Below are 11,613 nucleotides of genomic sequence, written 5' to 3'. Positions count from 1 at the left end.
ATGCCCCGTGGGCGCCGCGCGATGGCGCGGCCCTTCGGCCGAAGGTGGCGGGGGCGTCACGGGGGCCTTGCGGCCCCCGCGCATCCGCCGGGCGTTCATGCAGGTGTGCACCAAGGCATGCACCTGGGCGAACGCCGTCCGCCTATTCCCATTCGATGGTGCTCGGCGGCTTCGAGGAGATGTCGTAGACCACGCGGTTCACGCCCTTCACCTCGTTGATTATCCGGCTCGAAATACGCTCAAGCAGTTCGGAAGGCAAGCGCGCCCAGTCCGCCGTCATGGCGTCCACGCTGTCCACGATGCGCAGGGCAATGACGTGCTCGTAGGTGCGGCCGTCGCCCATGACGCCCACGGTCTTCAGCGGCAGCAGCACGGCAAATCCCTGCCACACCTTGCGGTACCAGCCGGAGGACATCAGCTCGGCCTGCACGATCTTGTCGGCCTTGCGCAGGATGTCCAGGCGTTCCTCGGTGATTTCGCCGATGACGCGGATGGCAAGGCCCGGACCGGGGAAGGGATGGCGCCAGATGATGAAGTCCGGCAGGCCCAGCTCGCCCGCCACCTTGCGCACTTCGTCCTTGAACAGTTCGCGCAGCGGCTCGATGAGCTTCAGGTTCATCTTTTCCGGCAGGCCGCCCACGTTGTGGTGGCTCTTGATGACGGCGGAAGGGCCCTTGTGCGACACCGACTCGATGACGTCGGGGTACAGGGTGCCCTGCGCCAGGAAGTCCACGTGCCCGAGGGCCTTGGCTTCCTCGTCGAACACCTCGATGAAGGTGTAGCCGATGATCTTGCGCTTCTGCTCGGGGTCTTCCACGCCTTCCAGCTTGTCGAGGAAGCGGCGCTGGGCCTGCACGTACTTCAGGTTCAGGTCGAAGTGTTCGCGCAGGTAGTCCACCACTTCCTGACCTTCGTTCAGGCGCAGCACGCCGTTGTCCACGAAGATGCAGTGCAGGCGCTTGCCGATGGCCTTGTGCAGCAGCACGGCCACCACGGTGGAATCGATGCCGCCCGAAAGGGCGCATACCACGTGGCGGTCACCCACGGTTTCGGCCATTTCCTTCACCGCGCGCTCCACGAACGACGACATGGTCCAGTCGGCCTTCAGCTTGGCCACATGGAACAGGAAGTTGTTGATGATGCGGGTGCCTTCCTCGGTGTGGTGCACTTCGGGGTGGAACTGCACGGCGTAGATGCGGCGGGCGTCGTCGGCCATGGCCGCCACGTCCAGGGTGGAGGTGCGGCCCACCACGGCAAAGCCGGGCGGGGGCGTCTTGACCTTGTCGCCGTGGCTCATCCACACGCGGGTGGGGGCTGACTTGTCGATGCCGTCCCACAGCGGGCAGTCGCCCAGCAGGGTAAGATCGGCAGGACCGTATTCGCGGGTTTCCGAGGTGGCCAGCTGGCCGCCCAGGTTGTGCCCCAGAAGCTGCATGCCGTAGCAGATGGCCAGAACCGGCACGCCAAGCTCCAGCAGGCCCTTTTCCAGGGTGGGGGCATCGGCCTCGCCCACGCTGGCCGGGCCGCCGGACAGGATGATGGCGGCGGGCTTCATGGCGCGCACCTGATCCGCCGTGACGATGCAGGGGTGGATTTCGGAGTAGACGCCAGCCTCGCGCACGCGACGGGCGATGAGCTGCGTCACCTGCGAACCGTAGTCGATGATGATGACCTTGGTCTGTGCTTCCATGTGCTGTCCTCTGTCGCCCGCGCGGGGTGCTTCGGGCAATCGTGATATGCGTTGTGAGGCCGTGGTGTCTGGGGAGTAGCGGCTGCCCGATGACGCTCTTTTGCTCTTCGGCGTCACCGGGACATGCGCGGCGGGATTTTCGTTATCCGGCAAGGAAGGCGAGCCTTTTACGCAGGGAGCGTACTCTTTCGTACGTGACCGGAGTAAAAGACGATGCCTGACGACGCCGGAGGGCGAAAGGCCCGCCGCGGCGAGCGGCTAGTTATTGTCGATGCGGTAGTTGGGAGATTCCTTCGTGATGATCACATCATGCACGTGGCTTTCACGAAGCCCCGCCGCAGATATCTCCACGAACTGCGCCTTTTCCTGCAATTCCTTGATGTCCGCCGCGCCCACGTAGCCCATGCCGGAGCGCAGGCCGCCCACGAGCTGGTACAGGCTTTCGGCCACCGGGCCCTTTACGGGCACGCGGCCCACGATGCCTTCGGGCACCAGCTTCTTGCTTTTTTCCTGGAAGTAGCGGTCGGAGCTGCCTTCCTTCATGGCGTCGATGGAACCCATGCCGCGATAGATCTTGTACGAGCGGCCTTGGTAGAGAATGGTTTCGCCCGGGCTTTCGTCGGTGCCCGCAAACAGGCTGCCGATCATCACGGTGTCCGCGCCCATGGCGATGGCTTTCACCACGTCGCCGGAGAACTTCACGCCGCCGTCGGCAATGATGCAGCGGCCAAGCTCGCGGGCGGCGCGCACGGATTCGAGAATGGCGGTCACCTGGGGCACGCCCACGCCCGCCACGATGCGGGTGGTGCAGATGGAGCCGGGGCCGATGCCCACCTTCACGGTGTCGGCGCCCGCCTTCAGGATGGCCTTGGCTCCTTCGTAGGTGGCCACGTTGCCCGCCACCAGCTGGCACTTGGGAAAGGCGCCCTTGACCATCTCGATGGCGCGCAGCACGTTGCGCGAATGGCCGTGGGCGGAATCCAGCACCAGAAAGTCCACGCCCGCGCCCAGCAGGGCGCCCGCGCGTTCCTCGCAGTCCTTGCCGATGCCGATGGCCGCGCCCACGCGCAGGCGACCATTGTCGTCCTTGCACGAATTCGGGTACTTCTGGACCTTGTCGATGTCCTTCATGGTGATGAGGCCCTTCAGGCGATTGCCCTCGTCCACCACCAGCAGTTTTTCGATGCGGTGCGCGTGCAGCAGATCCTTGGCCTCGTCCAGGGTGGTGCCCACGGGCACGGTGACCAGGTTCTTGCTGGTCATCACCTCGCGCACCTGGGTGCCTTCCAGATCCTTGACGAAGCGCACGTCGCGGTTGGTCAGAATGCCCACCAGTTCCACCCCGCGCACCACCGGCAGGCCGGAGACGCGGTATTCGGCCATCAGCTCCAGGGCCTGGCGCACGGAATAGTCGGGGTCGATGGTCACCGGGTCGATGATCATGCCGCTTTCGGACTTCTTGACCCTTTCGACCTCGATGCGCTGGCGGTCCACGGGCATGTTCTTGTGGATGACGCCGACACCGCCGTTGCGGGCCATGGAAATGGCCATGCCGGAATCGGTCACGGTGTCCATGGCGGCGCTGAGCAGGGGAATGTTGAGGCGGATTTCGGGGGTGAGCCAGGTGGAGACGTCCACGAGGTCGGGGGTGACTTCGGAATAGCCGGGCTGCAGCAGGACGTCGTCGAACGTCAGTGCCTTGCACACGATCTTGCTCATGATCTCTCTCCGGGCGGGTTGGTTGGAGCGTCCGGGCCGCGCGGCTCCGGACCGTTTTCCCCGTCTGCCTCCGAACGAAGGGCGGGTCGTTGGGCTTGGCAGGTTTGACAAATATGTCAAAATTTAATCAACCATCATATCTGTCCAGGTGACGGATTGTCAAGAATCGGGTTGTTTCCCCAATCAGTGACAGGTGGGCGGGGCATGAAGGACGCGGGGTGCGTTTCGTCACGTCATGGCCTGCCCGTGCGGCGTCAGGCGTTGGCATCATTGCTGTGCTTCGCATGCACGGAAGGGGCGGTGGTCCGCCCCTTCCGGTGTGAGTCGTCATGTTGCGGGCCGATGGCCTGCTATTGCTTCTTGTCCTGCTGTTTCTTGTCGCCGTGCACGGCGGATTCCAGTTCCTGCCGGGCCTGCGCCTTGAGGTCTTCCGGGGCCTTGGCGTCTTCGATGATGGCCTTGAGGTGGGCATTGCCCTTGGCTTCGGCCTTCAGGTAGTGGCGGTACAGGATGCCCAGGTTGTAGCGCGCGGCGGGCTGGGGATCGATTTCGATGAGCCGCTCGAAGGTTTCCGCCGCCTTCTCGAAAGACTGTTGCTGATACTGGGCGATACCCAGCATGTACAGCGGCTGCGGGTCGGCGGGCGAAGCCACCACGGCGCGGGCCAGGAAGCCTTCGGCGCGCGCCCAGTCGGAATGATCCAGAAAGTGCTGGCCAAGGGCGAACAGCGCGCCCGCGTCGTTGGGGTTCTGCTGCACCTTCTGCATCAGCGCGGAAACGATTTCCATCTCGCCGTCGTGTTCGCCCGCCTGTTCCTGCGCGGCGGGGCCGCGCCCCTGCTGCACCAGCGACGGGTTGGACAGGCGGTACAGGAACGAGGCGCCCAGCATGGCGGCCAGGCCAACGCACACGGCCAGCAACACCAGTTTGCGACCGCCGTCCAGCGGATTCATGGTCAGGGTGCTATTTGTCATCGCCAAGCATCTCCATGTGGCGGATGCGCCGGTCCAGGGTCTGTTGCGCGCGGGCCATCAGGAACAGGTAGGCGCCGATGCCGAGCCACACGGCCGCGTTGGCGACCAGGAGCCATTGGGTGCTCTCCATATTTTTTCGAACCTCCTGCCTTTTGCAAGGCTAGATGGTGGTTTCCGTCGCAAGCACGTCGATGCGTGCCGCCATGCGCCGCTGCGCCGCGCGCAGCCAGGTCAGCGCCACCCACAGAAAGCCGAAGGCGACGATGCAGGCGATGACGGTGGTCTTCATTTCCGCTTCCAGTCCCCCGCCCTTGGATGCGAATACGGCGGGGTGGATGGAGCGCCACAGCCGGGCGGACAGGAACACCAGCGGCACGTCGAGGAAGGCCACGATGCCCACCACGGCGGAGACGGTGCCCAGCCGCTCGCGCGGCAGGTCGAGGGTGCGCAGCACAAGGTAGCCCGCGTACACGAACCACATGACCAGGGTGGTGGTCAGACGCGGATCCCACGTCCACCACACGCCCCAGGAATGGCGGCCCCAGATGGAGCCGGTGATGAGGGCAAGGCCGCTGAACAGCACGCCCACTTCGGCGGCGGCGCCGGACAGCGCGTCCCACTTCCAGTTGCGGGTGCGCAGAAAGGCGATGCTGGCCACGAACACGGTAAGGAAGCTGATCAGCGACCACCACGCCAGCGGCATGTGAAAGTAGAATATCTTCTGCACGATGCCCATGGTCTGTTCCACGGGGGCGTACACGAAGATCATGTATTGGCAGAGCGCGAGGGCCAGGCCCGCGACAATCCCGACAAGGGGCATCACGGGGGAAAGCCGGTTCGTTTGCATGGGTGCCTCGCTGCCGCCTGGGCGGCATTGTATTTCTTTTCCGGGGGAAGGGACCCTTTGAAAAGGGTCTCCTTCCCCCGGACCCCCATCCCCCCAAACTTTTTATAAGGGGATGTTCAAAGTTCACTACTTGTCCGGAATCGGACCGCGAAGCGGGCCGGTTCCGAAAATGGGGTCAAGGGGGCGTGCCCCCTTGCGGGGGCCAGGGGGCAGAGCCCCCCGATCAGTTGCTTTCAGCTATTCTTCCCCGCCGTACACGAAGGGAAAGAGCACGATGCCCGCGCCAAGGAACAGCGCGTCGAAGGCGGCCACCAACCCCAGCCACGATTCCACCCCTTCGGGGATGTCGTCGGCGAAGGCGGCTGCGCCCACCCGGATGCCCGCTAGCAGCACCGGGACCAGCAGCGGAAACAGCACGATGCTGAGCAGCGATTCGCGGGCGGCCTGCCCTTGCGACAGCGCGCCCAGCAACGCGCCAAGGGCCACGATGCCCACGTCCGCCAGCAGCACGGTGGCCAGGCCCACGTGCCACAGGGGCGACACGGTCTGGCCAAGGAAGACGATGGCGGCGGGCAGGAACACGGCCTGGGCGCAGAGCAGCAGGGTAAACCCGGCAATGCCCTTGCCCAGCCACACCGCCTGTACCGGCACCGGGGCCAGCAGCAGTCCGAAGCGGGCGCCGTTGGCTTCCTCGATGGCGAACAGGGTATTGAAGATGAGCACCTGACAGAAGGCGGACGCCAGCCAGAAGATGGCGGCGGCCCCCTGCGGGCCCATCACCTCGCCCACCCGCTGCGACAGACTGAACACGAAGATCAGCAGCAGTCCCAGCAGCAGGGCCTGGACCAGGCCGGTGCCGCGTGACAGCAGCAGGCGCAGGTCTTTCGATGCGATGGCAAGGGCGGCGCTCAGCATGCCACGGCCTCCGGAACGTAGTCGGCGGCGGGGCCGCTGTATACCACGCGCTTGTCGGCAATGGCCAGCACCCGGTCGGCCCGGGCAAGGTCTTCGGCCACGGAATGGCTGATCCAGACGATGCCCGCGCCCCGGTCGCGCGCAGCGGCGATTTCGCGGTGCAGGATGGCCATGGACCGGGTGTCGAGTCCGGTGCCCGGTTCATCAAGCAGCAGCAGCGACGGCGACAGCAGCAGCACCCGTGCAAGGTTCAGCCGCTGGGCCATCCCGCGTGAAAAGCCGCCCGCCCGCTCGAAGGCGAAGCGTTTCAGCTCCATGCGCTCCAGGGCGGCCAGCAGGGCTTCTTCGGAGCAACGCTCCTGCGCAAGGCCGTGCAGACGCGCCCAGAAGGCCAGGTTCTCGAAGGCGGTGAGTTCGGGATAGATGAACGTCTGGTGGCCAAGGTAGCCAAGGGCTTCGTCAGCGATGCCGCGCTCCACGCTGCCCACGCTGGGCCGGGAGAGCCCGGCCATGAGCTTGAGCAGCGTGGACTTGCCCGCCCCGTTGGGACCGGCCAGCAACGTGACCGTGCCGGGGGACACCTCGAACGAGACGTCCTTTATCACCAGCCGGTTGCCGTAGAACTTGGCGACCTTGGTCAGCCGCAGCAGCATCATGCCTCCTGCCCGTCTCCGGTGTCGTCGTCCTCGTCGCGCGACGAGGACGGACGGCGAAGCCCCAGAAAGGGCGCGATGCACATCAGCGTGCCGCCGATCCACACCCAGTTCACCAGCGGGTTCACGCTGATCTTGAGGGTGGCGGCACCTTCGGCATCCACGCCCAGCAGGGTGGCATACAGTTCGTCGCCAAGGCCGAAGATGGTGGCCGCCTCGGCATAGGCCTGACGGTCGAACTTGGCGTACAGGCGGCGTTGGGGCGACAGCACGCCCACGGGCGCGCCCTCGCGGGTGACGTTCAGTTCGGCCTCGATGAAGATGTAGCCCGCGCCTTCACCCTCGTACAGGTTCACGTAGCGCAGGTCGTACTTGCCCAGCTTTACCGTGGCGTCACGGGGAATCTCCACTTCCTGTTCCAGCTTGTACGGGCCGGAAAATGCCACGCCCAGCACCATCAGGGCCAGGCCCAGGTGCACGCCGTGCGCGGCCAGCGAGGCGTTGTTGCGCCGGACGTGAGCCTCTGTGGTGAGCAGGATGATGATGCCCGCCACGCAGGCCGCGCCCGCGCCCGCGCCCAGCGCGGCCATGGGCATGCGGTAGGTGTACCAGGTCATGGCGGTGACGGCGGCCATCACTCCCAGCACGGCCAGGAGCTTCGGCATGCTGCGCACGCCGCCCTTCCAGCCCAGCCAGGGGCAGATGGACAGCAGCACGGCAATGCCCGCGAACAGCGGCAGGCAGACCCGGTTGTAGAAGGCTGGTTCCAGCCCCATGGGCTTTTCGACCCAGAACTTGCTGAACACGGGCCACATGGTGGCGACAAGGATGATGGCGGAAAGGGCCAGCAGCACCCAGGCCACCAGCACCAGGAATCCTTCGCGGCTGTCGATGCCGGAAAGGGGTTTGGCGTCGTCCTTGCGCCAGATCAGCGTGACCGCCACGGTAAGCGCGGTGGATGCAAGGATGAAGATCAGCAGCGGACGGCCCACGCCGCCGTCGCCGAAGGCGTGCAGCGAATCCACCACCCCGCTGCGCACCAAGTAGGTGGCGAAGAAGGCGGAGATGGTGGTCAGCGCCATGAGCAGGATGTTCACGCGGTGCAGCTTGCCGCGCCGCGACTCGATGACCGAGGTGTGCAGGAACGCGGTGGAGACCAGCCACGGGATGAGCGAGGCGTTTTCCACGGGATCCCATGCCCAGTAGCCGCCCCAGCCCAGTTCCATGTACGACCACCAGCCGCCCAGCACGATGCCTGCGGTCAGGAACAGCCATGCCGTCAGTGTGAAGGGCCGGGAAATGCCCGCCCACGCGCCCTCGCGGCCATAGCCGTTGCTCATGGCCTGGGCCAGCGCGAGACAGCCGGGGATGGCGAAGCCGCCGTAGCCCAGAAAGAGCAGCGGCGGGTGGAAGATCATGCCGGGGTTCTGGAGCAGCGGGTTCAGGCCGTTGCCGTCGGCAGGGGCCGGGGCGGCGGTGAGAAACGGGTTGCTCCACGCGGTGAGGATGAGCAGGAAGAAGGCCATGACGGACAGGAAGAACAGCCAGTACCACAGCTTGGTCTGGGGGCTGAGCTCGCGGTAGCCGCCGGTAAGGGCGAAGATGACCCCGAACAGGGCCACGGACCAGCCCCAGAACAGCATGGATCCGGCCTGACCGGCCCAGAAGGCCGTCATGCGGTAGAACAGCGGCAGTGCGCGGTCGGTGTAGCTGGCGACGTAGACGAGCGAGAAGTCGAAGTTGACAAGGGCGTGCAGCAGCACCACGGATGACAGGGTCATGAACCCGGTCAGCATCAGGTGCGCCTTTTCGATCCACGGCAGCGCCGTGGAACGCCCTTGCCACAGTTGCGCGGCTGCCGCCCCGGCAAAGAAGAGGGCGAAAAGCAACGACGCGACAAGCAGCAAGTATGCGGAAAGGTGCATGAAGTCTCCTGCCGATATGTGAGGGATGCGCGGCCCGGCGCGGGGTGCGACCGGTAGCGGAGGCCGGATGACGCCGGGCACCGCCCGTCTTCCGGGGGGGAACCCGGCGCGGTGACACGGGAGGGCGGAATCCCCGTCATGCCGTGTGTCCAGGGCGTGTGCCCACACGTAGGTTTCCGGGTGCGCGGGCGCAGGTGCGCGACACGTGCCGACAAGGCCATCCGTCAGCCGCAGGGCCGTTACGGAAGGCTGGCCGGTCCGCGCCGCGTCAACCGCCGGGCATCATCCCTTACGGTTTTCTTTTTCGTATTTCGAGGGACACTTGGTCATCAGCGTCTTGGCGCGGAATTCAGCGGCGGCTCCGCCCTGGGGCATGCCGCCTTCCACGATGACCTCGACGCCTTCCTTGAAGGTGTCGGGCACGGCACCGCGGTACATCACCCGCACGGTCTGCCCGGGGTTGTCCTTGTCTTCAAGCAGAAAGCGCACGCCCGGCCCGTCGTCCAGCTTGGCAATGCCCTGGGTGGCAACCGTGCCGAACATGCGGATGGACTGCAACTTTTCCGAGGGCATGGCGAGGGCTTCCGAAACGTTCAGGAAGTACACGCTGTTCTGGGAAAAGCCCGAGAATACCAGATAGCCCACCCCGCCCAGAAACAGGGCGAGGGCCACGAGGTACAGGCTTTTACCGTTCTTCTTCGACATGTGTGGTCCTTGTGTGGCTTCCCGGTTTTTCCGGCAGCCCGGTGGGCCGGTGCTGCCCGGAAGGGGCGGGAAGCGCGCCGCCGCATCGCGCGGGATTGGGAGGGCTGAACCCACCCAAGCCGTCACCGGAAGGGGCGTCCCTTTGGTCGCGCGGGCGCGTTCGTGGTGCAGGCGCCGATGGCGCCGCGCGGGCAGCTGGCGTGGCCGCCCGCATGATCTGCCGGTCCGTGACCGGCCGCGAACTGTGTATCTTCTCGCGGCACCGTGTGGCGGTGCCGGATTGCATCGGAGGCGTTGCCGCCGGATTCATCGGGGAATACGACGGGCGGTACCGGAAAAAGGTACCGCCACCCTACGGAAATGTCGCGTGCGGCTGCATTCGGCATACGGCGTTTCCGCCGTCGTGGCAAGGGGGTAGCGCTGGTGCAAAGGCTTTCACAACAGGGCAGGGTTCAGGGTAACCCGCCGGAATCAAGGTGGATGCGCAAGGTTGCATAAAGGCTAACAGTAATCATTCCTTGTTTTGTGCCAGTTCCGCACGGCGTCGCCGGGCCAGTTCCTGCAAATCGTCCACCCGGTCGGTTTCATCCACGATTTCGCGCCCCAGTATTTCTTCCAGCACGTCTTCCAGCGAAATGACCCCCGCAAGGCCGCCGTACTCGTCCAGCACCACGAACAGGTGGGTGCGCGCATCCAGAAACTGCAACAGGGTGCGGTCCAGGGTCTGGGTGTCCGGCACGAAGTGCACCGGCTGCATCACTGCGGACAGGCGCAGCGTGTCGTTGTCTTCGGCCACTTCCTTGAGCACCCGGCGGCGGGTGACAATGCCCACCACGTCCTCGTTGTACTCGCCCCACACCGGCACCCGGCTGTAGTGCCAGAAGTCCGGCTGTTCGTGCGCTTCGGCCACGGTCATGGCGGCAGGCAGCGAAAAGACCACCGTGCGCGGGGTCATGATTTCGTGTACCCGCTTCTGGTCCAATGACAGGATGTTGCGGATGGACAGTTCTTCATACGGCTGGATGCGCCCGGCCCGGCGCGACAGGCTGACGATGGCCCGGATGTCGTCTTCCGTGGCGTGGGGCGCCCCGCCGCCCGGCGGGGTGAACAGCCGGGTGATGCGCCCGCCCAGCCAGATGATAGGCATCAGCAGCGCCACCAGCACGCGCACCGGACGGGCCACGTATTCCGACAGCGGACGCGCATAGGCCACCCCCACGGTCTTGGGGATGATCTCGCCCAGAATCAGGATGAGCACCGTGAACCCGGCGGCAAAGGCGGCCATGTGCTCGTCGCCCAGCACGTCCGCCGCGTAGGCCCCGGCAATGGCGGCACCCGCCGTGTTGGCCACGGTGTTCAGGGTGAGCACGGCGGTGATGGGCTGCTCGATGCGCGAGCGCAGTTCGAACAGCACCTGCCCTGCCTTGCGCCCCGATTTGCGCAACTGCTCCACGTGGCTCCATGGCACGGAATACAGGATGGCCTCCGTGACGGAGCAGCAGGCCGAAATGATGAGCGAAAGCGCAACGGCCACGGTAAGCGCAAGCATGCAATGTCCTGTGCGCCGATACGCGGCGTACGTGTGGGGGGTGTGCCGTTCCTGCCCGTCCCGTCGTTACGGCGGCGGAACCGGCAGATGGTGCGGCGGACGGCGGCCCGGTGTTTCTGTCGGGTTGCCGCAATGCTACAACCTAAGCGGCCCGGCGTCGAATGGCAACGCATGGCCGCCGATTGCTCGGTGGTGCGCCGCCGCCTTGAAAAATGTGGCCCGCCGTGCCACAAGTTGCCCCACCATGAACCGGGCATCAACCACCATCGCAATTCCCGGCGCCGTGTTGCTTGACCGCGACGGCACCGTCATCGAGGACCGCCACTACCTGTCGGACCCTTCCGGCGTCACGCTGCTGCCGGGCGCGGCCCGTGGGCTTGCCGCCCTTGCCGCCGCCGGGGCACGGCTGTTTCTGGTCACCAACCAGTCGGGCATCGCCAGGGGCTACTTCACCGAGGCAGACCTGCACGCCTGCAACGCCCGGTTGGATGAATTGCTGGGGGAACACGGCGTGTCGCTGGCCGATACGGCCTTCTGCCCGCACGGCCCGGACGACGGCTGCGCCTGCCGCAAGCCCGCACCGGGCATGTGGCTGACCCTGCGCGACCGGCACGGACTGTGCGCCGCCGCCACCGC

11 protein-coding genes are annotated in these 11,613 nt (G+C 65.7%); 1 reads left to right on the top strand and 10 read right to left on the bottom strand.

Annotated features, from left to right (window positions below; genetic code table 11):
- Positions 1–142: 142 nt before the first annotated feature.
- From guaA to FVW27_RS19950, 10 genes are all read right to left on the bottom strand, one after another.
- Positions 143–1,690: a glutamine-hydrolyzing GMP synthase gene (gene guaA / locus FVW27_RS19995; protein WP_167128764.1), complete on the bottom strand. Its 1,548-nt coding sequence runs from the start codon at positions 1,688–1,690 to the stop codon at positions 143–145.
- A 258-nt stretch (positions 1,691–1,948) separates the two neighbouring features.
- Positions 1,949–3,409 carry an IMP dehydrogenase gene (guaB, locus tag FVW27_RS19990; RefSeq protein WP_167128761.1) on the bottom strand — a complete coding sequence of 487 codons (1,461 nt, stop codon included), beginning with the start codon at positions 3,407–3,409 and terminating at the stop codon, positions 1,949–1,951.
- A 350-nt stretch (positions 3,410–3,759) separates the two neighbouring features.
- Entirely contained in the window at positions 3,760–4,383 is a 624-nt protein-coding gene (locus FVW27_RS19985) for a tetratricopeptide repeat protein (protein ID WP_167128758.1), read from the bottom strand.
- Positions 4,373–4,513, bottom strand: coding sequence for a CcmD family protein (locus FVW27_RS19980; protein WP_167128755.1), 141 nt, complete (start codon positions 4,511–4,513; stop codon positions 4,373–4,375). The genes FVW27_RS19985 and FVW27_RS19980 overlap by 11 nt, the downstream gene beginning before the upstream one ends.
- 30 nt (positions 4,514–4,543) lie before the next feature.
- Positions 4,544–5,230, bottom strand: coding sequence for a cytochrome c biogenesis protein (locus tag FVW27_RS19975; protein ID WP_167128752.1), 687 nt, complete (start codon positions 5,228–5,230; stop codon positions 4,544–4,546).
- A gap of 237 nt (positions 5,231–5,467) precedes the next feature.
- Positions 5,468–6,145, bottom strand: coding sequence for a heme exporter protein CcmB (locus tag FVW27_RS19970; RefSeq protein ID WP_167128749.1), 678 nt, complete (start codon positions 6,143–6,145; stop codon positions 5,468–5,470).
- Positions 6,139–6,798: an ABC transporter ATP-binding protein gene (locus FVW27_RS19965; RefSeq protein ID WP_167128746.1), complete on the bottom strand. Its 660-nt coding sequence runs from the start codon at positions 6,796–6,798 to the stop codon at positions 6,139–6,141. Before FVW27_RS19965 ends, FVW27_RS19970 begins: the two co-directional genes overlap by 7 nt.
- The gene (locus FVW27_RS19960) at positions 6,798–8,723 is read right to left on the bottom strand and encodes a heme lyase CcmF/NrfE family subunit (RefSeq protein WP_167128743.1); all 1,926 of its coding nucleotides are present in this window, start codon (positions 8,721–8,723) and stop codon (positions 6,798–6,800) included. The genes FVW27_RS19965 and FVW27_RS19960 overlap by 1 nt, the downstream gene beginning before the upstream one ends.
- A 282-nt stretch (positions 8,724–9,005) precedes the next feature.
- Positions 9,006–9,428 carry a cytochrome c maturation protein CcmE gene (locus FVW27_RS19955; protein WP_167128740.1) on the bottom strand — a complete coding sequence of 141 codons (423 nt, stop codon included), beginning with the start codon at positions 9,426–9,428 and terminating at the stop codon, positions 9,006–9,008.
- 511 nt (positions 9,429–9,939) lie between these two features.
- Complete coding sequence (locus FVW27_RS19950; protein ID WP_167128737.1) at positions 9,940–10,977, bottom strand: hemolysin family protein; 1,038 nt, start codon at positions 10,975–10,977, stop codon at positions 9,940–9,942.
- Between the two features lie 244 nt (positions 10,978–11,221).
- Between FVW27_RS19950 and FVW27_RS19945 the strand changes: the two genes are divergently transcribed.
- A partial coding sequence (locus FVW27_RS19945) for an HAD-IIIA family hydrolase (protein ID WP_167128735.1) occupies positions 11,222–11,613 on the top strand: 392 nt, incomplete at its 3' end.

It is taken from the genome of Nitratidesulfovibrio liaohensis (assembly GCF_011682075.1).
Taxonomy (GTDB): Bacteria; Desulfobacterota; Desulfovibrionia; order Desulfovibrionales; family Desulfovibrionaceae; genus Cupidesulfovibrio; species Cupidesulfovibrio liaohensis.
Note: the sequence above shows the minus strand (reverse complement) of the source record. Positions and strands in the feature narration are given on the sequence as shown.

Coding starts and splice junctions, on each gene's coding strand:
- FVW27_RS19950 (WP_167128737.1), bottom strand. CDS start 10,977: ATGCTTGCGCTTACCGTGGCCGTTGCGCTTTCGCTCATCATTTCGGCC.
- FVW27_RS19985 (WP_167128758.1), bottom strand. CDS start 4,383: ATGACAAATAGCACCCTGACCATGAATCCGCTGGACGGCGGTCGCAAA.
- guaB (WP_167128761.1), bottom strand. CDS start 3,409: ATGAGCAAGATCGTGTGCAAGGCACTGACGTTCGACGACGTCCTGCTG.
- FVW27_RS19980 (WP_167128755.1), bottom strand. CDS start 4,513: ATGGAGAGCACCCAATGGCTCCTGGTCGCCAACGCGGCCGTGTGGCTC.
- guaA (WP_167128764.1), bottom strand. CDS start 1,690: ATGGAAGCACAGACCAAGGTCATCATCATCGACTACGGTTCGCAGGTG.
- FVW27_RS19965 (WP_167128746.1), bottom strand. CDS start 6,798: ATGCTGCTGCGGCTGACCAAGGTCGCCAAGTTCTACGGCAACCGGCTG.
- FVW27_RS19955 (WP_167128740.1), bottom strand. CDS start 9,428: ATGTCGAAGAAGAACGGTAAAAGCCTGTACCTCGTGGCCCTCGCCCTG.
- FVW27_RS19970 (WP_167128749.1), bottom strand. CDS start 6,145: ATGCTGAGCGCCGCCCTTGCCATCGCATCGAAAGACCTGCGCCTGCTG.
- FVW27_RS19975 (WP_167128752.1), bottom strand. CDS start 5,230: ATGCAAACGAACCGGCTTTCCCCCGTGATGCCCCTTGTCGGGATTGTC.
- FVW27_RS19960 (WP_167128743.1), bottom strand. CDS start 8,723: ATGCACCTTTCCGCATACTTGCTGCTTGTCGCGTCGTTGCTTTTCGCC.